Annotated in this window: 18 protein-coding genes; 14 read left to right on the top strand and 4 right to left on the bottom strand. The window is 57.0% G+C overall.

The window, feature by feature from the left end:
* Nucleotides 1-8: 8 nt before the first annotated feature.
* A complete protein-coding gene (locus ACZCED_RS03695; RefSeq protein WP_462968413.1) occupies nt 9-1,019 on the bottom strand; it encodes an ABC transporter permease subunit in 1,011 nt (336 codons plus the stop codon).
* A gap of 118 nt (nt 1,020-1,137) precedes the next feature.
* Nucleotides 1,138-2,733, bottom strand: coding sequence for an ABC transporter substrate-binding protein (locus tag ACZCED_RS03690; RefSeq protein WP_462968412.1), 1,596 nt, complete (start codon nt 2,731-2,733; stop codon nt 1,138-1,140).
* A 460-nt stretch (nt 2,734-3,193) separates the two neighbouring features.
* Between ACZCED_RS03690 and ACZCED_RS03685 the strand changes: the two genes are divergently transcribed.
* The 8 genes from ACZCED_RS03685 (at nt 3,194) to ACZCED_RS03650 (ending at nt 14,079) form a co-directional block, all read left to right on the top strand.
* Entirely contained in the window at nt 3,194-4,585 is a 1,392-nt protein-coding gene (locus ACZCED_RS03685; RefSeq protein ID WP_464860234.1) for an aminopeptidase P family protein, read from the top strand.
* Nucleotides 4,586-5,485: 900 nt separating this feature from the next.
* On the top strand, nt 5,486-6,457 hold the full coding sequence (locus tag ACZCED_RS03680; RefSeq protein ID WP_464860233.1) for a TAXI family TRAP transporter solute-binding subunit: 972 nt from the start codon (nt 5,486-5,488) through the stop codon (nt 6,455-6,457).
* Complete coding sequence (locus ACZCED_RS03675) at nt 6,458-6,937, top strand: DUF1850 domain-containing protein (RefSeq protein WP_464860232.1); 480 nt, start codon at nt 6,458-6,460, stop codon at nt 6,935-6,937.
* 39 nt (nt 6,938-6,976) lie between these two features.
* Entirely contained in the window at nt 6,977-9,244 is a 2,268-nt protein-coding gene (locus ACZCED_RS03670; protein WP_464860231.1) for a TRAP transporter permease, read from the top strand.
* Between the two features lie 37 nt (nt 9,245-9,281).
* On the top strand, nt 9,282-10,064 hold the full coding sequence (locus ACZCED_RS03665) for an IclR family transcriptional regulator (protein WP_462968406.1): 783 nt from the start codon (nt 9,282-9,284) through the stop codon (nt 10,062-10,064).
* A gap of 80 nt (nt 10,065-10,144) precedes the next feature.
* On the top strand, nt 10,145-11,761 hold the full coding sequence (gene ftcD / locus ACZCED_RS03660) for a glutamate formimidoyltransferase (RefSeq protein WP_464860230.1): 1,617 nt from the start codon (nt 10,145-10,147) through the stop codon (nt 11,759-11,761).
* A 53-nt stretch (nt 11,762-11,814) separates the two neighbouring features.
* Nucleotides 11,815-12,513, top strand: a complete 699-nt coding sequence (locus ACZCED_RS03655; RefSeq protein ID WP_462968404.1) for a TerC family protein — start codon at nt 11,815-11,817, stop codon at nt 12,511-12,513.
* Between the two features lie 6 nt (nt 12,514-12,519).
* Nucleotides 12,520-14,079 carry an NAD(P)/FAD-dependent oxidoreductase gene (locus tag ACZCED_RS03650; RefSeq protein ID WP_462968403.1) on the top strand — a complete coding sequence of 520 codons (1,560 nt, stop codon included), beginning with the start codon at nt 12,520-12,522 and terminating at the stop codon, nt 14,077-14,079.
* Between the two features lie 9 nt (nt 14,080-14,088).
* On the opposite strand, the gene ACZCED_RS03645 is transcribed toward ACZCED_RS03650, so the two are convergent.
* Nucleotides 14,089-15,204 carry a M20 family metallopeptidase gene (locus ACZCED_RS03645; RefSeq protein WP_462968402.1) on the bottom strand — a complete coding sequence of 372 codons (1,116 nt, stop codon included), beginning with the start codon at nt 15,202-15,204 and terminating at the stop codon, nt 14,089-14,091.
* A complete protein-coding gene (locus ACZCED_RS03640) occupies nt 15,197-15,793 on the bottom strand; it encodes an N-acetyltransferase family protein (protein ID WP_462968401.1) in 597 nt (198 codons plus the stop codon). The genes ACZCED_RS03645 and ACZCED_RS03640 overlap by 8 nt, the downstream gene beginning before the upstream one ends.
* 238 nt (nt 15,794-16,031) lie before the next feature.
* On the opposite strand from ACZCED_RS03640, the gene ACZCED_RS03635 reads away from it, so the two are divergent.
* From ACZCED_RS03635 to lpxK, 6 genes are all read left to right on the top strand, one after another.
* The gene (locus ACZCED_RS03635) at nt 16,032-17,525 is read left to right on the top strand and encodes a helicase HerA-like domain-containing protein (protein ID WP_464860229.1); all 1,494 of its coding nucleotides are present in this window, start codon (nt 16,032-16,034) and stop codon (nt 17,523-17,525) included.
* Nucleotides 17,526-17,542: 17 nt separating this feature from the next.
* Complete coding sequence (locus ACZCED_RS03630) at nt 17,543-17,677, top strand: hypothetical protein (protein ID WP_462968399.1); 135 nt, start codon at nt 17,543-17,545, stop codon at nt 17,675-17,677.
* Complete coding sequence (gene lptF / locus ACZCED_RS03625; protein ID WP_464860228.1) at nt 17,677-18,855, top strand: LPS export ABC transporter permease LptF; 1,179 nt, start codon at nt 17,677-17,679, stop codon at nt 18,853-18,855. The genes ACZCED_RS03630 and lptF overlap by 1 nt, the downstream gene beginning before the upstream one ends.
* The gene (gene lptG / locus ACZCED_RS03620; RefSeq protein WP_462968397.1) at nt 18,852-19,928 is read left to right on the top strand and encodes an LPS export ABC transporter permease LptG; all 1,077 of its coding nucleotides are present in this window, start codon (nt 18,852-18,854) and stop codon (nt 19,926-19,928) included. Before lptF ends, lptG begins: the two co-directional genes overlap by 4 nt.
* Nucleotides 19,929-20,141: 213 nt before the next feature.
* Nucleotides 20,142-21,317, top strand: coding sequence for a 3-deoxy-D-manno-octulosonic acid transferase (locus ACZCED_RS03615; RefSeq protein WP_462968396.1), 1,176 nt, complete (start codon nt 20,142-20,144; stop codon nt 21,315-21,317).
* The gene (lpxK, locus tag ACZCED_RS03610; RefSeq protein WP_462968395.1) at nt 21,314-22,447 is read left to right on the top strand and encodes a tetraacyldisaccharide 4'-kinase; all 1,134 of its coding nucleotides are present in this window, start codon (nt 21,314-21,316) and stop codon (nt 22,445-22,447) included. Before ACZCED_RS03615 ends, lpxK begins: the two co-directional genes overlap by 4 nt.
* Nucleotides 22,448-22,685: the final 238 nt, after the last annotated feature.

Raw genomic sequence — 22,685 nt, 5'->3', positions numbered from 1 at the left:
GAGGGTCCTCAGTGATTATGCCGGATGCGCGGGTTGACGATGCCGTACATCATGTCAACGAACATGTTAACCATAATGATCAGCGTGGAGATCAGCAGAATTCCTCCCTGAACCGAGGGATAATCGCGCCGGCGGATGGATTCGACAATCCATTTGCCCACACCGGGCCAGGCGAAAATGGTTTCGGTCAAAATGGCTCCGGCCAGCAGCACGCCGGTTTGCAGGCCGATGACCGTAATCACGGGGATCAGTGCATTGCGCAGGGCGTGGATGAGGGTCACGCGCCACGGGGCCAGGCCTTTGGCTCTGGCGGTTCTGACATAGTCCTCCTGCAGCACTTCGAGCATGGAAGAGCGGGTCATGCGGGCAATCACGGCCAGTGGAATGGTGCCCAATACGACAGACGGCAGGATAAGGTGGCTCAGGGCTGAAATGAAGGTGCCTTTTTCATCGGACCGCAGGGCGTCGATGATCATGAACCCCGTATCTGCATCGATCCAGTACAGGGCGGAGATGCGCCCGGATACCGGAGTCCAGCCCAACTCCACCGAAAAAAACAGGATCAGCAGCAACCCCCACCAGAAGATGGGCATCGAGTAGCCGGTGAGTGACACACCCATCACCGCATGATCGAAGGTGGACCCCCGCTTCACGCCGGCGATGACCCCGGCAGGCAGCCCGATGACCACGGCAAAGAACATGGCGAACAGGGACAGTTCGACGGTGGCAGGAAAGAGGGTCATGAACTCGACGAGCACCGGTTTTTTGGTGACGATCGATTTTCCCAGGTCGCCGTGAAGGATGCCATTGACGTAATTGGCATATTGGACAGGCAGCGGCTTGTCCAGGCCCAGCTGCGCTTTCAGTCTGGCATGGCGCTGGGGGGTGATGCCCCGTTCTCCGGCCATGAGCATCACCGGGTCTCCGGGAATCAAATGGATCAGGGCAAAGGTCAGAAGGGTCACGCCGATAAAGGCCGGAACTACCAGTGCCAGGCGCCTGATTAGGAAACGGATCATGGGGACTTGGTTGGTCGAAATAGCTGAAGCATTTATTGTCAGACGTTCACCGGTTCAGAGTTCGCCCTTCGGGGTCGTCAGTTGAACGCAGAACATCTGAACCGGTGAACGATTCGATTTACTGGATGTCCACGCCGTAGAACACAAACCCGCCAAACGGATCGATCCTAAAATCCCGGACTTCTTTTCTCACCGGGACGAAGACCACGGAATGGGCGATGGTGACCCAGGGTGCCTGGTCCTTGAAAATCACCTGGGCCTCTTTATACAGGCGGGTGCGCTCGGCTACGTCGGCGGTGACTTTGGCCTTCTGGATCAGATCCTCAAAGGGTTTGTAGCACCAGCGGGCCCGGTTTGCGGAACCGACGGCATCGCAGCCCAGCAGGACTGACAGGAAGTTGTCCGGGTCGCCGTTGTCACCGGTCCAGCCCAGCAATACGGTCTGGTGTTCACCCTCTTTGGAGCGTTTGAGGTATTCGCCCCATTCGTAGGTGACGATTTTAGCCTTCACACCAACCTTGGCCCAGTCCGCCTGGATGATTTCAGCCATGCGCCGGGCGTTGGGGTTATAAGGCCGCTGAACCGGCATGGCCCAGATGTCGGTTTCGAAGCCGTTGGAAAAACCCGCATCGACCAACATCTTCTTGGCCGCCTCAGGATCGTAGGCGTAGTCTTTCACCGCGTCGTTATAGGACCAGATGGTGGGGGGGATGGGGTTTTTGGCGATCTTGCCGGCGCCCTGGAAGACCGCCTCGATGATGGCCTGTTTGTTGATGGCCAGGCTCAGCGCCCTTCTAACATCCACATTGTCAAAGGGTTTTTTTTCCGTGTTGAATCCCAGATAGCCAACGTTCAGGCCTTCTTTCTCCAGCAATTGAATGTCTTTATCCGTGGCCATCTGGGCCAGGTCGGCCGGGTTGGGGTAGGGCATGACATGGCATTCGCCGGCCTTTAATTTGGCATAGCGGACCGATGCATCCGGGGTGATGGAGAATACCAGCTTGTCGATGGCCGCTTTGCCGCCCCAGTAGTCGGGGTGGGCGATGTAGCGGATGGTCGAGTCTTTCTGATACTGGACTAGAACGAATGGGCCGGTACCGACCGGATCCTGGTCGTTGAGGTCCGGGGTGCCGGCCTTCATCATTTGATCGGCATATTCGGCACTGTGAATGGAGGCAAAGTCCATTCCCATGTTGGCGATAAAGGGTGCTTCAGGACGGGTGAGGTGAAAGACGATGGTATAATCGTCCTTTTTTTCGATGCGTTCGATCAGCTTGTCCATGCTCATCCCGGTGAAATACTCGTAGCTTCCGCCGGATACCTTATGATACGGATGGGTGGGGTCCAGCTGACGGTAAAAAGACCACAAGACGTCGTCGGCGTTGAAATCACGGGAAGGGGTGAAGTTCTTCTTGGTGTGGAATTTCACGCCTTTGCGAAGATAAAAGGTGTAGGTCCGGCCATCATCGGAGACCTCCCATTTCTCGGCCAGGCCGGGGATTATTGTCGTGGTGCCCCGTTCGAACAGCACCAGCCGGTCGAAAATAGCCCGAGACGAGGCGTCGAAGGTGGTGCCGGACGTATACAAGGCCGGGGTGAAGCCTTCGGGGCTGCCTTCCGAGCAGTAGACGCAAGTTGTGGCAAAGGCGCTGGAAGCTGCGAAAAACATCGTCAGCGCGACACATACCGCTGTAAATCCTTTCCGATAGCTCATTGGACCTCCTCCTGGTTTGCACATTGATTAGGTTAATCCTGCCTTTTCGACGGTAGAAACGATTGGGTTGCATGCGGGGAATAATAAGAATATACACGAGGTGGAACGGCGTCGCAACGGGAAAAGCCCATCCGGACCGCCGGTTGTGAATATTCATTGACATGTCGCTTCCGTTTAATCCACATGGAACCCTCTCCGCGGCCCCGATGAGCGGGATCTCTGCTTCACTCCGAATAGTTGTCGGGAGGGTTCACCATAAGGATGTGAGTCTATTTTCGGTTCGCTCGCCAACCCCGCCGCAAGCGGCGAGGGATGCGCGCTATGGGGTTCACTCCTTCGTCGTTCCAGCGACATTTACCTGAATCGGTTGCGCGCTGGCAGGTCAATTAAGTTGCCCGGTCAATCACCATCTTTTGGTTGGCGCCGGTAACGATTGCCCACCACAAAGGAGGATGGATCCATGTTTTCCGCCGATCTTTACAGCCATCGACGACAACGCCTCAAGGCGGATGTCGGTTCCGGACTGATCCTGTTTCTGGGAAATAGACCCAGTCCGATCAACGCCCCGGACAACTGCCATTTTTTCCGCCAGGACAGTTCATTTCTTTACTTCTGGGGCATCGATCTGCCCGACCTGGCCGCTGTGATCGACGTGGAAGCGGATACGGAAACGGTGTTCGGGGAAGACCTGTCGATGGACGAGGTGATCTGGAGCGGGCCGCAGCCCTCCCTGCATGAGCGATGCCGGGGCGTCGGCGTCGACCGCTCAGCACCTTCAAGTCAATTGTCTGCGATTGTCGCCGAGGCGATCAAAGGAGGACGACCGGTCCATTTTCTGCCGCCATACCGCATGGATCAGACCATGCAGGTGGCCGGACTTTGCTCCATGGATCCGGCAGCCGTTGCCGGAAATACGTCCACACCGCTCATCCGGGCAGTGATCCGCCAGCGTTCGGTGAAAAGCGACGCGGAAGTGGCTCAACTCGAGGCGGCGCTGGCGATCAATGCCGTCATGCAGACCACTGCCATGCGCATGGCCACGCCGGGTCGATACGAGCGTGAGGTGGTGGGGCAAATAGAAGGCCTGGCCTATGGTCGTTCCGGCAGAAAGCCACCTTTCGGGACGATTTTTTCAATCGAAGGCCAGACGCTGCACAACCGTCGTCACGATAACCTGATGCAGGCGGGGCGCCTGGCGATATGCGATTGCGGCGCGGAATCGCCCATGGGCTACGCCAGCGATACGACCCGCACCATACCGGTGGGCGGCCGGTTTAGCGGTCGCCAAAAAGAGATCTACGAGATCGTGCTGGGCATGCAGGCGGATGCGCTGGCCGCCATGAAGCCCGGCATCCCGTATAAGGATGTTCACCAGATTGCCGCGCGACGGCTCTCATCGGACCTCAAGGATCTGGGTTTGATTCGCGGGGATGTGGACCGGGTGGTCCAGGCCGGGGCCTATGCCCTTTTCTTCCCCCATGGCCTGGGACATATGCTGGGTCTGGACGTGCACGACATGGAGTGCCTGGGAGAAGACCATGTCGGATACACGCAAGAGATCCGCCGGGACAGCCGCTTCGGCATCGACCGCCTGCGGCTGGCCAAACCCCTGGCGCCGGGTTTTGTGGTGACCGTAGAGCCGGGGATTTACTTCATTCCCCAACTGGTCCAACAATGGCGAAACGAAAACCGGTTTTCCGATCTGATCGATTACGGCAAACTGGAATCGTATCTGGATTTTGGCGGGGTTCGTATCGAAGACGATGTGCAGATAACTTCCACCGGAGCAACGGTCCTGGGCCCGCCCATTCCGAAGACGGTGGCCGCCGTTGAATCCTGCTGCAGGGGGTGAGGCGGCCATGCCGGGAAGCAACCGGATCAGTCGTTTTTAGCCTGATGCGCGGTATTCTTTTTAGACCGGGGAAGGGTGGGTACGGGATCCTCTTCTTCCAGCAAAATAATATACGAAAACGGTGACGAAAGGGGCGCGCCACTTTTTCCGGCGCTGTCCGTTGTCTCAGGCGAGCCTTTCCGCCGGCGAATCTCGTCGATTGAGATGGTTTTAGCCATGATTCAGATAAGCGGCGATCCGTGCCGCCGCATCGGGTGGTCGCCCTTGTTCATCAGGATATGAAGAGAGAAGGGCAATTAAACTGATTCAAGAATTGTAGCGTTTGTAGGACAGTAAAAACGGTTCCATTGCGATGTGCAATGATCAGACACGTGAGAACAGCTAACCTCCAACCAACCTTCTGATTGTTCACATTAAAAACAAATACACCCTTACACAAAAGCTGCCTTTTTTACAAGCGTTAATTGAGCAGTGACAGCCAGCGCAGGTTCTGTCCGCTTTGGCGGGACCAACCGCTGAACCGGCAATCGAAGCCAATCCATACCGTGCTGCGCAGTCCTGCCTGTACCGGCATCATATTCATCGTTGCGGCATGACCGGAGAAACGGTTTCTCTTTTTCTCAGGCAGGTCGATTGCCACTTACCGGAAAGGAAGGAAAAAATAGACCAGGAGCAGGAGAAGCAAGCCACGACGCGGCACCGTTGTGACGATCAAGTCACCTTGCTCGACACCCACAGCCCAAGCAGACCGGTTGGGGACGACCTTCGCAATAAATATTCATTAGCAAAATTTTGTTGACAAAAAAGCCAATTTATTGTGCATATAAAAGGCACCACGCTTCCCTTCGGTTTATCGGTAAAATATATATTTTATATCCAAACAATCGCAAAAGGAGGAGTATGATGAAAAGAGTGAGTCTGTTGGTTTGTTTAGTCCTGGCCGTGACGATGATTTCAGCCGGCAGCGCCATGGCCGGCCGCATTTTTTTCGGTATCGCCACCGGCGGCACCGGCGGCACCTACTATCCCCTGGGTGGCATGCTGGCCCAGCTGATTTCCAATGCCGTTGAGATCGATGGAAATAAATTGTCGGCCACCGCGGAAACCGGCAACGCCTCCGTGGCCAACGCGACCCTGCTGGGCCGGGAAGGTATTGAATCCGCATTCGTGGCCGCCGATATCCTGGATGCCGCCTACAAAGGGGAAAAACAGTTCGACGGCAAGGCGATCAAGAACATCCGCGCATTGGGCGCCCTCTACCCGGAGACGGTTCAACTGGTGGTCAGGGGCAATGCCGGCATCAACACCTTCATGGATATCAAGGGTAAATCGGTTTCCTCCGGTTCTCCGGGCTCCGGCCAGTGGCAGCTTCTGGGCGACCTGATGGTTGCCCACGGTATGGACCGCAAAGATCTTTCCGAGGATTACTCATCCTTTTCCCAGTCTGTGGAAAAGATTAAAGACGGTAACCTGGACGCCTCTCTGATCACCGCCGGCACCCCCACGGCGTCGGTGATGGAACTGGCCAATCACCACAGCATCAAGATCGTCCCGCTGACCGGTGCACCGATCGCCAAGTTGCGCGAAGTGCAGCCCTATTACGCGGAAACCATTCTGCCGGCCAACACCTATGAAGGCCAGACCGAAGATGTGAAGACCATTGCCGTGCGAGCCATCTGGGCCACCCACGACAAGCTGGATGACAACGTCGCCTACGAGATCGTCAAGGCCCTTTACGAAAACACGGAAACCCTGGCCAAGGTGCATGTCAAGGGCAAGGAAATCTCTCTTGAAAAAGCCCTGGAGTCCGTATCGATCCCCCTGCATCCCGGCGCTGAGCGCTACTATCGGGAAAAAGGTTTGATCAAATAGATGAAACCGACGATCGCAGGCGTGCTGGCCCTGGTGCTGGCCGCCTGCTTTCCGCTTGGCAGCCGATCCGTTGCGGCACACCCATGCCTGACGATCAGCCGGTTTCATACCCAGGTGATTTTGGGGAATTATCCGCTGCCGGAAGACGGTTCCTTTTCGCTTTCATTTATCCATTCGGTTTCCCAAACGCCGGTCCGGGATCACTACCGGGCCATCGATTGGCGAATCATCCAGACCGCCGAGACGTTCCAGGCCCATGGAGCGGGATTGCCTTCCGGGGTCGATGAACCCGGTGCAACCGGCTGGGAGCATCGCGACGGCCGTTTTATCATCCACATGGAACGGCAAATCCCAAGGCTTGTCGTCCGCACAGACCGGAACTATCGCAATCGCCTGCACATTGGCGGCCTTGAAATCAATCTCAACGGCTGGGATGACCAAGCCTTAGAACTGGCCGTCGTGCCGTGCACGACCCCATGAACCCCCATTTGAAGATGTGAGAAACAAAGGACGTTCCTAATGGTAAACGATCTTGTCGAGCCCGCCGTACCGGATGGCCCGAAGCCCCCGAATGCAGATGCGAGCGAGAAGGAATTCACCAAGCAGGATGTGGACGCCATCGTCAAAAAATACGATGCCGAGTCCAATTTCAGAAACCTGAAGGGCATCACGGCCAAAATTACCGTCGTCCTATGCGTGATACTGAGCCTGTTTCATGTATACACCGCCGGATTCGGGTTGCTCAACGAGGTGATGCACCGGACCGTGCACCTTTCTTTTGTGCTCGGCCTGGTGTTCCTGGTCTTTCCCCGGCGGCAACCCACGCGCATGGGGATCGCCTGGGGATTCGGGATCTGTTTTGCCCTGTTCTACCTGTTCCTGGCCTGGCAGCTCACCGACCGTTTTCAGGATGACCTGCCGGTGTGGGGTGCACCGGCGCTGTTCATCATGGTGCTGTTTCTCGCCATCACCGCCCTGCCCGTGGACTTTCTCAAAGGCAAAGGCGACCGGCTTTCCTTCTCGGACTGGCCCCTGGCCATCGCCGCGGGCGGAATATCCCTCTACCTGATCGTTTTTTTCAAGCAGATCTTTATCGAGAACATCGGCTTCCCCCAGATCGAAGAGTACGTCATGGGACTGCTGGCCATCATCATGGTCACCGAGGCCTGCCGACGGGTCATGGGCGAGACCCTTCCCGTCATCGGCGCCCTGGCCCTGATGTACGGCCTGCTGGGGCCCTGGCTGCCCGGGGTGCTGGGCCACCGCGGGTATGATATCGTCCGCATCGTGGAGCATCTCTACCTGGGCACCGAAGGTATCTACGGCATTGCCGTGGGCGTGGTGGCCACCTATGTCTTCCACTTCGTTCTCTTCGGCGTACTGGCCCAGGCATCGGGCCTTGGACAGCTGTTCATCGATCTGGCTATGATCCTGGCCGGCCGATATTCCGGCGGGCCGGCCAAGGTGTCGGTGGTCTCTTCCGGGTTTTTCGGCATGATTTCCGGCTCCCCCATTGCCAACACGGCGACCACCGGATCGTTCACCATCCCCATGATGAAAAAAAACGGCTTTTCCGCCCAGTTCGCCTCGGCGGTGGAGGCGTCGGCTTCCTGCGGGGGGCAGGTCACGCCGCCCATCATGGGTGCATCGGCTTTCGTCATGGCCGAAATGCTGGGTATCCCCTATAACAAGATCATACTCATCGCCATCATTCCTGCCGCGTTTCACTACCTGGCCTGCTTGAGCATGGTCCACCTGGAGGCCAAACGGCTGGGACTCAAAGGACTCTCCAGGGAGCAGATTCCCCAGTTGGTGCACATCATGAAAACATCCTGGCACCTGATGATTCCGCTGACCGTGATGGTGACCCTGCTTCTCATGCAGTACACACCCTACCTGGCCGCCTTCTGGGGCATCATCCTCTCCATCACCTGTTCTTACATCCCAATGATTACCAAGCGAATGGGGGTCGGACAGCTGGATGACTCCAAGACCCTGACCCCCCGCCGGCTGATCGAGGGCCTGGATCAGGGCGCCCGCTATGCCCTGGCCATCGGGGCGGCCTGTGCCTGCGTGGGTTTTATTTTGGGGATGATCACCCTCACCGGGTTGGGGTTCAAATTCTCCGGCGCGGTGCTTCAGATCGCTTCAATGCTCGGGAACCTGCTGGCTGCCCTTGATCCGTTCCAATTCTTGACCGTTCAGGGGGGGACCCTCTTTTTCGGTCTCGTGCTCGTGGCAATCGCCTGTATTGTCATGGGGGCGGGAATTCCCACCACACCCTGCTACATCATCCTGGCTTCTATCGCCGGTCCGGCCCTCAACGACATGGGCATCCCGCTGGTGGCGACCCACTTCTTCGTTTTCTACTATGGCGTGCTGGCCGATGTGACCCCGCCGGTGGCCCTTGCCGCCTATGCCGGTGCCGGTATCGGGGGGGCGGACCCCATGGCCACCGGTATGACCGCCTTCAGGCTTTCCATGGGCAAGGCGCTGGTGCCTTTCATGTTCGTTTATGCGCCGAGCATGCTGTTTATCGATTTTTCATGGATGGAATTTTCCATTGCCATGGTCAGCGGCGTGCTGGGCATTATCTCGCTGTCTGCCGCTTACATCGGGTTTTTCAGATACAAGGTGGGGCTTACGGGGAAAATCGCCCTGACCATCGGCGGACTGCTTCTGGTTTCCAGCAGTCTGGCGGTTATCCTTGTCGGCGCTGTATTGGTGTTGCTGATTCTGGTGCCCAATATCCTGAAGACCGGTCGGTCGATCCCCGCATCCGCCTGATCGGCGAGGGCACGCAACGCGCACCAGGAGACGGATCGTGGTTGACGGACAAAAAATGAATACGGACTATACGGTTCCGGCCCTGAAAAAGGGGCTCCAGATTCTTGAATTGTTTTCAGTCCGGCAGCGTGTGCTGACCATCGGTGAACTGGCCGAACGGCTGGAGGTCAGCACATCGGCCATCTACCGCACCATCGTGACATTGACCGAGATGAATTATCTTAAAAAAGCCGGTCGGAATGCATACGAATTAGGCTCCATGGTGCTTTCACGGGGCTTTTGTTATCTCGCCTCACGCGATATCCTGAACACGGCCGCCGGCCACCTGGACCAATTGCGCGATGAAACCAGTGCCTCCTGCCATCTGGCTATCCGGGAAGGGATTGAAGCCATTTACATCTACCGGGCGGCCTCACCTCAAGTCATGATGGTCAACGTGCCGGTGGGAACCCGTTTCCCATGTCACACGGTGGCCATCGGCCGTGCCCTGCTTTGCGGTCTCAGCGATGCAAGCCTCCGTACGCACTATTCCGGGATGCCCCTGGACGGATACGCCAGCGGCGAGATCAATTCGCTGCCGCAATTGCTGGTCGCCGTTGCCGACGCACGGCGGACGGGGATCAGTGTCAGTGGATCCGATTTTTCTACCGCCATCGCCACTCCGGTGCGGGATTACACCGGCAATGTCGTGGCGGCCATCAATGTTTCCGTGCCCGATTTTGTCATCGAAACGCCCGGCGTTCGCGACCACCTGATCGCCTGCCTGATGAACACCGCCAGAATCATTTCGACCGACATGGGCTGGCCGGACGAGCAGTAACCATCTGCGTCAACGGTCCTGACCATCGCGTCAGGGCCTTAGACCGTTATTCATTCATATCAAACCGAAGCGAGCTTATCATGAGAAAAATTGTTGAATGTGTTCCCAACTTTTCCGAGGGCAACAACCGGGAGACCATCGAAGCCATCGCCCAGGCCATCCGACATACGCCGGGCTGCACCCTTTTGGATGTCGATCCGGGAAAGTCCACCAACCGGACCGTCTACACCTTTGTCGGCGATCCGGAGGCGGTGGTTGAAGGGGCGCTGAACAGCGCCAGGGTTGCCAGGCAGAAAATCGACATGCGCACACACAAGGGGGAGCATCCCCGCATGGGCGCCATGGATGTCTGTCCGTTCATCCCCGTGGCCAACGTCAGCATGGACGAATGTGTGGAGATCGCCAAGACGTTTGGCCGGATGGCCGCGGAAGCACTGGGCGTCCCATTTTTCCTTTACGAGGAGGCAGCGGTCGATGATTACCGCCGCAAACTGCCCCAGGTCCGCAAAGGCGAGTATGAAGGCTTGGTCGGGCGCCTGAAGGAACCCGAATGGAAACCTGATTTCGGACCTGCCGAATTCATTCCCCAGTGGGGCGCCACCGCGACCGGTGCGCGGTCTTTCCTGATTGCCTACAACGTCAATATCCTGGGCACCAGCAACCAGGCCCACCGCATTGCCCTGAACCTTCGCGAGGCCGGCCGGGGTCCGGAAGCGCCCGGCCGGCTCAAAGCGGTCAAGGGCATGGGCTGGTTCGTGAATGAATACAACATGGCCCAGGTAACGGTAAACCTGAACGATTATCAAGTAACGCCCATGCATGTGTTGTTCGAGGAAGTCAAACGGGAAGCGGCGGCATTGAACGTCGGCGTCGCCGGTTCGGAAGTTGTCGGGTTGATCCCCCTGGCATCGATTATCATGGCTGCCGACTACTACATGGAGAAGGAAAACCTGTTTATCCTCGACGAGGATCAAAAAGTCCGGCTGGCGGTGGAACGGTTGGGGCTCAACAGCGTGGCGCCGTTCGATCCTAAAGAAAAAATCATCGAGTACCGGGTGGCTGAAGAAAAAGATGAGCCGCTCGCCGGCATGAGTCTGAGGGCCTTTATCGAAGAAGTGGCTTCCCGTTCGTCGGCTCCGGGCGGGGGATCGGTGTCGGCCGCCATGGCGGCCATGGGAGCCGGGCTGGGGGCCATGGTGGGCAAGCTTACTTACGGGGTTCGCAAGTTCGAATCGGTGGACGCCCAGATGAGAAAAAGCATTCCTCCGCTGCACGAAGCGGCGGCAGGGCTGATTCCCATGATCGATGCGGATACGACGGCATTCAACGACTTCATGGAAGCCCTCCGCATGCCCCGCAACACCGATGCCGAGCGCGCACAGCGGACCGAATGCATGCAGGCTGGCCTCAAAAAGGCCATTGACATTCCCCTGACAACCATGAAATTGGGCGACGGCGCCTGGGATGCCCTTTGCGAAGTGGCCCGATACGGGAATCCGGCATCCAGATCAGACGTGGAGGTGGGGGCCAGGGCCCTGGAAACGGGGATTTGGGGTGCCTATAAAAACGTGATGATCAATATGGTCGAAATTACGGACGATACCTTCAGGACACGCATCACCCGGGAGGCAGAATCCATTGTGAGCCGCGCAGCTCAAAAGTGTGCCGAGGTGCTGGACATCCTCGAGGCCCGATAGGCAACTGCGCCAATCAGTCTGGATCCCTGGCTAACCGTTAAAAGAGGTGATCGATGGCAGATGCATTGGGACTGCTGGCTCTGCTGATCGGGCTGGAAATTGTGCTGGGCGTGGACAATGTTTTGGTGATCGCCATTTTTGTGGGCCGATTGCCCGAGAACCAGCGGCAAAAAGCCCGTGTCGTGGGGTTGAGCATGGCCATGCTGGCCCGCATCGTCATGTTGGCCGTGGTCGTGGCCCTGGCCAGCCTGACCCGGCCCGTTGTGGCCAATTTCTCGGTCAGGGACCTGATCCTGCTGGCGGGGGGATTGTTCCTGCTGTATAAAGCCGTTCATGAGATCCATCACACCGTCGAATTCCGAGATGCGGAGCATGGGTCTGACCAGCAGACCTCCGGCACCTTTGTGTCCATCATTACCCAGATCGTCCTGCTGGACATCGTCTTTTCAGTCGATTCGGTAATCACGGCCGTGGGCCTGACCCAGCAGCTGTGGATCATCGTATCGGCAGTGGTGCTCTCCTTTGTCGGCATTCTCTTCTTCGCCCGGCCCATCGGTGACTTCATCCTGCGCCATCCCGCCCTGAAAATTCTGGCATTGTCCTTCCTGATCACCATCGGGGTCACCATTTTCATGGAGGGCCTGCATAAACATGTGCCCAAGGCCTACATATACCTGCCCATGGGGTTTGCCCTGATGGTGGAAATGCTCCAGATGCGCTACGAGCACAACCGACGCCGGAAAAAGACGTGATGCCCGATGCCTGAGGACGTTTCATTGTCATTGTCTCCCCGGGATGCGGCGGATCCGGAAGGGATCCAACGGGCCCTGGCGCGGAAGATCGGGCGTGCGATTACCACCGACCGGTTCATGATCGTCCGTCGATCCGTCGATGCCCGCCGCCGTCCGATCCGGGTCAACCTGGGTGTTCGTATCTACGCCGACGGTGAAGCGCTGATGTCGGAGCGCCCGGTTTTCGCCTATCGGAACGTGGGGTCCGCGCCAGCAGTGGTGGTCGTGGGCGCCGGACCGGCGGGCCTGTTTGCCGCTTTGCGACTGGTGGAACTGGGCCTCAAGCCGGTGGTGGTCGATCGGGGAAAGCCCGTCAAGGCCCGTCGGCGGGATGTGGCAGCGCTGAACCGGCGGGGGGTATTGGACAGTGAATCCAACTACGCCTTCGGCGAGGGGGGTGCAGGAACTTTCTCCGACGGCAAGCTTTACACGCGATCCAAGAAAAGGGGAGATCACCGTCGGGTGCTCCACCGGTTTCATCAGCATGGCGCCGATGGATCCATTCTTTACGATGCCCACCCCCACATTGGATCCAACCGTCTTCCGGGAATTGTTTCGGCCATGCGGGCCACCATCGAAGCCCACGGCGGTGAAATACATTTTCAACAGAAAGTCGTCGGGTTGTCGGTTTCCGGCGGCCGGGCGACAGGCGCGATCCTGGCCGATGGTCATCGCATCGAGGGGCGGGCGGTGATCCTGGCTACCGGCCACAGCGCCCGGGATGTCTATGAGATGCTCATGGACAAAAAGATCGCCCTGGAGGCCAAACCCTTTGCCATGGGCGTGCGGGTGGAACATCCCCAAAAGCTTATCGACCGGATTCAATACCATGGCCAACCCCGGGGTGGATATCTGCCGGCGGCTGACTATAGCATTGCCCGGCAGGTGGACGGCCGTGGCGTTTACAGCTTCTGCATGTGCCCGGGTGGGTTCATCGTGCCGGCGTCCACGCAGGATGACGCCCTGGTGGTCAACGGCATGTCTTTTTCCAGACGGAATTCCCCTTACGCCAATGCCGGAATCGTGGTGGAGATCCGGCTTGTCGACATTCCCCGGTTGGAAGCATCCTACCCGTTGGCCGGTTTGGACTTTCAGCGGGCTATTGAGCAGTCGGCTTTTGTCAACGGTGGTGGCGGGGTGATCGCTCCGGCCCAGCGCCTGGCCGACTTTGTTGACAACCGATCATCCGACGGCTTGCCGGCTTGCTCCTATCCGCCGGGTGTGGTGGCTTCGCCCTTGCACCAGTGGCTGCCTGATCACCTCCGCCGGCGGCTCCAAACGGCCTTCAAGGTGTTCGATCGCTCGATGAAGGGATTTCTCACCAACGATGCGGTGGTGGTCGGGGTGGAGTCACGCACCTCCTCTCCGGTCAGGATCCCCAGAGACCCTCAGACGTTGCAGCATGTGTCGGTCCGGGGGCTTTTTCCTTGCGGCGAGGGGGCCGGGTATGCCGGCGGCATCGTCTCTTGTGCCGTGGATGGCGAGCGCGCCGCCGAGGCTGTCGTCCACTACGTCGCCCACCGCTAATCCTTTTTTTTATCCCTCTTTGGCGTAGTTCAGGATCAGGTCCATGTAAATCTGGGCGGCCAGTTTCACCTGGGACAGCGATACCGATTCTTCGGCGGTGTGGGCCTTTTCAAGCTGCCCCGGCCCCAAGAGGATGGGCTTGATCCCAGCCGCCCACAGGGTGTTGGCATCACTGTGGCTGGGAAAGCTGGTGGGCGAAAAGGATAGATGATGCCGGTCGTATACCGTTTTCAGCAGATCCACCAGCGGCCCCTTTTGGGGCAGTTCATAGCCGGCGTGGATCGTATTGAAATGGATGGCGGCGTCACATTGGGCATTGGTTTTCAGGTAGTTGGTATGTAGTTCCTCCAACTGAAAGGTGAGCTGCCCCATGTGGGTCAAGGCGGGAAGGTGAAGGTCGATCCAGGCCTCGCAATTGTCGGGTGCCGCAAAACCGGACCGGGCGCTGGTCAGATCCCGCAGGTTGTATACCCCGTCGGCAAGTTCCTGGTCGAAATGTTGAATATAGGCCAGCAGCAGTCGAAGCATGGCAGTGGCGGCGTTATTGGCCTGGGGCGCCAGGCTGGCGTGAACCCGCTGCCCCTGGGTGGTCAACTGGATTTCCAGGTAGCCGTAATGGCTCAGGCAGGGGCGCAGGTCGGTGGGTTCTCCCACGATGGCCGCCGAAAAGTCGTATTCCCTGACCAGGCGCTGGGCCCCGTCACCGTAGTCCTCCTCCCCGACGACAAGGGCCAGGGCAACGGGCCGGTTGGTGTGGCCGTTTTCCCACAGGGTGAGAAACGCCTCGATCATGGCTGCGCAACCGCCTTTCATGTCTGCCGTGCCCAGCCCGGCGGCAGTATCCCCGTCCAGGCTGTATTCATACGACTCCAGGTCGTAGGCTTCTACCGTGTCCAGGTGCCCAACCAGCACCAATTCCGCTTCCACGTCGTCAGGTTCCACGATCAGGTTGTGCCGGTCTTCATCGACTGCCTGGCGCACCACCGGCAGTCCATGGCGCTTGAGGTAGTTGTAGATAAAGTCCACCAGGTCGTTTTCCTTGCCGGGCGGGCTGTAGACATTAACCATTTTGCGCAACAGCTGTTGAAGGCGCCGCGTGTTGATTTGAAGTTTCTGCTTAACCATGGTCGCCTCGTTCTCCTTCATGGTCATCGACCGTATAGCGGATGATCCGGTCTTTGCGCCGTTCTTCCAGACGCCGGCGGTCATCGTCAACGTTCATGGTCAGGTACACATGCTGGCGTGAATGGTTGAAGCCCATTTTGCGAAAAAACCGAAGGGATGCGGCATTCTCGGCATCGGTGTCCACCATGATGATGCGCGCACCGGCATCGATCATCGCGGGCTTGAGTTGGCGGAACAGCCGCTGGGCGATACCGGTTTTCTGGTAATCGGGGCGTACCCCCAGCCAGATCAGATAACCATAGGTCCATGAATGGTGTTTTTCGATCACCGTGCCCAGGGCAAAACCGATGACCGCATGGTTTTCATCCTCAGCCACGAAGCAGAACTCGCAATCGGTCTGGAAAAACCCCACCACCTCGTATTCATCCCAGGTTCGGTGGGCATTGGGGGCGATGCGCGCGGTAAACAGCTTTTCTCCCAGATGGTAGATGGCGGGAATGTCGTCGATGGTCATTTGGCGGACCACTACGCTTTGCCCACCGGTTGAATCAGCGGGCCGTATCGTTGCCGGTGGTTGGTCGTTTTCCATGAATGCCTTCTCCTGTGGTAAATTTCCGGGGTGTGTGTCGATTCCCTTTTTTATCCACAGGAATCTATCACAACCCGGACATCATGCCAAATGGCTTTTATCCTGACATTTTTTCCATTTTCTTTTGTGCCGGGATGCTTTAGAATCGGATCATCGATTTGGACGGCATCCCAATTTTAGCAGCCAACGTCAAACCGCCAGCGTGGTGGCGCTAACCGTATACCCCATATTGGAGACCATGATGACACCTGCCATGCTCACCATCGGCGCTGCCCGCCATACATTGATCGCCCAGTCCGGCCGCATGTGCAACCGGCACGGTTTGGTGGCCGGAGCCACCGGCACCGGGAAAACGGTTACCCTGCAAACCCTGGCCGAAGGATTTTCGCGTATGGGCACGCCGGTATTTGCCGTGGATATCAAGGGAGACCTGTCCGGTATTGCCGCAGCAGGGTCGCCCCATCCAAAGATCGACGAACGACTGGCCAGCATTCCCTTGCCCGGATACCGCCAGCAGCCTTGTCCGACCTTGTTTTGGGATATGGACGGGAAAAGCGGGCACCCGGTGCGAACGACCATTTCAGAAATGGGCCCGCTGCTGTTAGGCAACCTGTTGGAACTCAACGATACCCAGACTGGGGTGCTCTATGCCGGATTCGATCTGGCTGACGACCAGGGGCTGCTGCTTCTGGATCTGAAAGACCTTCGGGCGCTGCTTGCCTGGATGGGCGATAACGCCGGTTCCCTGAAATCGGAATATGGAAACATCACCACCGCCAGTCTGGGTGCCATTCAAAGGCGCCTGTTGGTGCTGGAAGAGCAGGGGGCCGAGCACTTTTTCGGAGAACCGGCCCTGCAATTGGCCGATCTGATGCACACGGATTTCTCAGGGCGCGGGGTCGTAAGCCTTTTCGACGCCGGCCGGCTGATCCACCATGCACCGCGGCTTTATGCGGCCTTTTTGCTCTGGCTGCTGTCAGAACTGTTCGAGCAGCTGCCCGAAGCGGGCGATCCGCCGTCCCCGAAGCTGGTGCTCTTTTTTGACGAGGCGCACCTGCTTTTTTCAGGAGCGCCGAAACCGCTGCTGGACAAAATCGAACAGGTGGTCCGACTGATCCGATCCAAGGGTGTCGGGGTTTATTTCATCACTCAGAACCCCATGGATCTGCCGGACAATGTGCTGGGTCAATTGGGACTCAAGGTTCAGCATGCCCTACGGGCGTTCACGCCCAAGGATCAAAAGAGCATTCGGGCCGTAGCTGCGTCGTTCGTGCCCAACCCACTGTTTCATACCGCCGATGTGGTCACTACCCTGGGAATCGGTGAAGCCCTCGTGTCCGTGATGGGCGATGACGGCCGTCCCCAGCCGGTTCAGCAAACCCTGATCGCACCGCCGGAGGGCCGCATCGGTGCGATTTCTGATGACGAGCGGGCGGCCGTCATGCAGCGGTCTCCCATCCGTGGCCGCTATGATGCTTCTCTGGACCGGCAGTCTGCCTACGAGATGCTCAGGCAACGTGCGGAAGCTGCCCGGACAGCCGAGACGCAACGGTTGAAAGCGCTGGAAGCAGAGAAAAAACAGCGTCAGGATCAACGAAGCCAGCCTTCAGGCAACCGCCAGCGACAGACTGTCGGAGAAGCCATGATAAAAAGTGCCGCGCGTTCGATTGGCAGCACGATCGGCAGGCAGATCATCCGGGGGGTTTTGGGTTCCATTTTCGGTAAACGTTAATGAAAAGGAGATTTCCAATGCAAGATAACGGCGACGAACTGGAAGGTGGAGGCCCTTCGGATGAAGAAGACGTAGCGTCGGATGAAGCCCCTGAAGATGACGCTGTCCTGCATGAGAAAAACGGGACCTCGTCCCCCCGCGAAAATATCTGATGATCAATCCCTTTTCCATCCTCAATCGGTATCTGTTTCTGGAGATGCTGCCGCCGTTTTTTATCAATCTGGCCTTTTTCTCTTTTATTTTTCTGATGAAACAGATTCTCGACATCACGGACATGATCGTCAATCACAAGGTCGGTATTGTGCCGGTATTTCTGCTGCTGGCTTACACCATGCCGTATTTTCTCCAGTACATTATCCCCATGTCCACAATGATGGCGGTCTTGATGGCACTGCTGAGAATGTCCAGCGACAACGAGATTATGGCTCTCAAAGCAGGGGGGGTGAGTATTTACCGCTTGCTGACGCCGGTGCTGATTTTCAGCCTGTCGGGAACCCTGATCACCGGGTACATGACCATCTTTGGTGTTCCCCTGGGCGCCGAACGCTTCAAGGCGCTGCTTTTCGATGTGGCCACTGCCAACCTGAACCTCAGTTTGAAAGAGCGGACATTCAACGATAATTTCAAGCAGATCATGCTTTACGTCAACAAGATAGATCTGCAAAGCGGTGAACTGCATAATGTGCTCATTGAAGACAGCCGGACTGCAGGGGGCAATAATACGGTCGTTGCGCGAAGCGGGAGGCTTTTCGGCGAACCCAAGGAAATGGTTTACTATCTGCGGCTGTATGACGGAACGATCAGCCAGGTGGACATGCGCGACCGTTCTTCTCACACGATCAATTTTGAAACATACGACATCCGGTTGGATCTGAAGGATGTCTTTTCGACAACAAGCATCGCCAGTCAAGCTCCGGATGAAATGACCCTGTCCAATCTGCGGGCCTATTTGAAACGGGTCAAGGCCGACAAAGCCAAATACCTTGGCGCCCTTTTGCAATATTACAAGAAATTTTCGATACCCGTGGCCTGTCTGGCCATGGGACTGCTGGCCGTGCCATTAGGCATTCAGGCCCGCAATGCCAAAAAAGCATTCGGTATCGGACTGGGCCTTCTCTTTTTTCTGCTGTATTATATTCTCCTTTCCGTGGGAACGGCTTTTGGAGAGAACGGCAACTACCCGCCGGTGGTCGGCATGTGGATGCCAAACGTGATTCTCGGGGGATTCGGCATATATCTGCTGGTTATGTCGGCGAAAGAAAAAACGATCAGCATCAATTGGCTGTCACCGATTTTAGAAGGAATCGTAAAACGGGTCGAAAGAAGATGACGATTCTCTACCGCTACGTCACCAGGGAGATACTTGCCAGCTTTTTGATCGTGCTGGTTGCGGTGCTCAGTATTTATGTGGCGGTCGATTTCATAGAAAAGATTGATAATTTCATGGAGGCCGGTGTCCCCGCCGCCCGTTGTGTCGTCTACCTGTTGTACAAGCTCCCCTTTATTTTTGTCCAAATCGCACCGGTGGGGTTTTTGTTGTCGATTCTGGTCGCCTTGGGGTTGATGAACAAAAACAACGAAGTCATCGCCCTTAAAAGCTGCGGCATCGGCAAGAACCGACTGCTCAAACCGACGCTGGTACTCGGCGTGTTTTTCTGTGCGGGATTGTTTCTGGTTGCCGAAATGGTGGTGCCGGCCTTTATGGTCAATGCCAACCAGATCTGGCTCAAAGAGGTCCGCAAAAAGAACATCTACGCGTCCAAGACTAATGATATCTGGATGCGAGCCGCCCGACAGATCATCCACATCAAACAATATGCGCCCGAAGAAAAACGCGTTACCGGCATCACGATCCATACCTTTGACGACAACTTCCGGCTGGTAGAGAGGGTCGATGCCGTAGCTGGCGTGTTTGAAAACGGTCGGTGGCAGCTCGACGATGCCGTTCAACAGGTTTTTGAAACAGACAGCAGCGACCAACAAGTCAAGCTACGCGACAGGATTGCGGCCGACATCGATCTAAACCCCGATGACCTGTCCCAGGCGGCCAAACAATCCGATGAAATGGGATTGGCCGAACTGGGAAGGTACATCCATAAAGTGGAGAGGGAGGGGTATGCCGCCACCCGTTACCGGGTAGACTATCACAGCAAAATTGCCGCTCCGTTTGTCTGCATCTTCCTCAGCGTGCTCGGCGCCGGTCTCGCCCTGCGGGGAAAAATGCGCGAAGGGATGCCGGTGAGCATTACCTATGGATTGGGAATCGCCTTTCTCTATTGGATTTTCAACAGTTTTTGCCTTTCGCTGGGTTATGCGGAGATGATGCCCCCCGTGATTGCGGCATGGTTGGCCAATCTGGTTTTTTTCAGTTTTGCCGGATTTTTGATACTCATGGCCAATTGAACCGAGATAGCAAGCACATTCCCCCCGGCTTGCCGCGGGGAGGGTTCAAAAACAGCTGGCCAGCCGGCGGTGATTTAACGACGACAGAGGTTCCTATTGGTATACGTTTATAATCTAGTAATGGGCTTAGCCATTTTTCTGATGTGGCCGGTATGGCTCCCCTTGGTGTGGACCCGCAAAAAGCGTCGTCGCACCTTCATTGAAAGATTGTTCATGGAGGCCCTTCCCAGCAGCGAAAACCAGCGGCGTAAAATTTGGATCCATGCCCTTTCGGTGGGCGAGGTGTTGTCGGCAGAGCCCCTGGTAAAAGCGCTGGCCCTCAAGCACGGCGCCCGGTCACTGGCCTTTACGTCGTCCACCCTCACCGGTTTTGAAATGGCCACCCGTTTGATAGCGCCGCATGTGTGCGCGATCAGACATTTTCCCTATGACACCCTCTTTTCGGTGAACCGGGCGCTGCGTGTCATCAAACCACGCCGTGTGGTGATCGTGGAAACAGACGTCTGGCCGAACTTCCTCCACCGGTTAAAAAAGCGCAGGATCCCCGTCTATCTGGTAAACGCCCGGCTTTCTGACCGAACCTTTCGCGGCTATAAGCGTGTCCGTTTACTGATGGCGCCGCTGCTGTCGGTGTTTAGCCGGATCTGTGTGCAGACCGAATCCGATCGGCTGCGATTCCGGGCGATAGGCGTTCCTGACGATCAATTGGTGACGGTGGGCAATATAAAATTCGATCAGGCCCCCGTTAAAATGTCGACTGCCGAACGTAAACAATATACAAAGATATTCAACCTCTCTGCGGACCCGCCCATCTGGGTGGCCGGCAGTACCCATGAGGGGGAGGAGGAGATGCTTTCGACCGCCTATCACAAGGTGCGTGCGACAGGCATCCACACCGTGCTGATTGTCGTGCCAAGGGACCCGGACCGGGCCGATGCCGTGTGCCGGATTTTCAAGCGGGCAGGATACGATGCCGTGACCCTGGCGCAGATGGAAAGGCAGCCCACACCGTCCAGTGTGGTGGTGATCGACCGCATCGGGATGCTTCGCAGCCTGTATGCGCTGGCAGACCTTGCATTTGTGGGCGGCAGTCTGGTACGCGCGGGCGGCCACAACCCATTGGAGCCGGCTTCTGTGGTAAAGCCGATTCTTTTCGGCCCCCACACCGATGATTTTCGCTGGATCTGCCAGATCCTTGAAAAGTCCGGCGGCGCCATCCGTGTTCACACTGCCGATCAGCTCGCCGCAAGGGTTGTCCATCTGATCGAAAACCGGGCAGACAGCCGTCGTGTGGGCCGTTGCGCCTATGGGGTGTTTGCCAAGCACAAAGGGGCTGTGTCACGCACGCTTGCGGTCATCGACGCACCCGCCGACAGAATGGATCAATGACCCGATTAACACACCAATTTGAACGGATCAGGAACCGAATTGAACTGGCTGCCAAGGGAGGGGGGAACGCGCCGTTATTCTCCATTGAAACCGTGTTATCGGTTATCTCGGCTGTCTACGGCGGCCTCATGATCCTGCGTGCGCGCCTGTATGAAACGGGTGTGCTCCCATCCAAAACCCTTCCCTGCCGCGTGGTGTCCATCGGCAACCTCAGCGCCGGCGGAACAGGCAAAACGCCCACGACGATTCTGGTTGCGCGGATGATCCGGGATATGGGTTTCCGCGTGGTGGTGCTGAGCAGGGGATACCGCGGGCGGATGGAAAAATCAGGGGGGGTTGTCAGCGATGGCCGGACGATCTTCAAGGACCCTTCAGACGCCGGGGATGAACCTTACCTGATGGCCGGGATCTTGACGGGCATTCCAGTGGTGGTGGGCCAGCGACGATACGAAGCCGGCATGATGGCCGTGAAGCGATTCAAACCGGATGTGATCGTACTCGATGACGCCTTTCAGCACCTGCATTTAAAAAGGGACCTTGACCTGCTCCTTCTGGACCATCGGAAGCCATTTGGCAACGGACACATCCTTCCTCGAGGGATGCTGCGTGAGCCGCTTTCGGCAGTTCGTCGGGCGCATGCGGTGGTCTATACCCGCAGCGAACAGGCCCTCACGCCCCCCATCCGTCGTCGATTATCAAGCCTGCAACCGGTTTTTTTCACCACCCACCATCTGATCATCAGAAAGACCGATCAAACAGGTAGCCGATTGACAGGTGATACATTGGATATCCAAACCCTCAAAGGAAAAAGAACCGTCGCTTTTGCGGGGCTGTCGGACAACGCCCAGTTCTTCGACTCATTGGCGAAGGCAGGCTGCAAGCTTGTCCGTGCATTTTCTTTTGCAGACCATCATCGTTATGATCGCGACGATTTAGAGCGGATCTCCGCGGCGGCCTTGGAAAAAAAAGCCGACGTGCTGGCTACCACGCTAAAGGATTATGTAAAAATCGAAAACGGTAGACAATGGCCAGTGCCGGTGATGGTCGTCGACGTAACCATTAAACTGGCCACGGATGAGGAACTCTTTTTCAAGACACTCGCTGATGCACTGCCAGGTAAACCCGCCTGAACGATTCCCCTGCCTTTATCACGAAAACCCGGCCCCTTATTCACCCGTTTGGGTCTCCGTAACCCAAGCCGGCGCTGAACCGGCGCTATCCAAACGATCGAGCTATAAAAGTTTTTAATAGCTGAAGGATCATGTTTTAAAATTTTTAATGGTTGCGGTTGTCGCGATTATTTTTTCAGATATCGAAAACGCATTGGATTGAAAATTTATCGAGCAAAACAAGGTAGATGATATAGGC

This window comes from Desulfosarcina sp., from assembly GCF_055467485.1.
The sequence above is the reverse complement of the archived record's forward strand: the minus strand, read 5'-3'. Positions and strand labels throughout refer to the sequence as shown.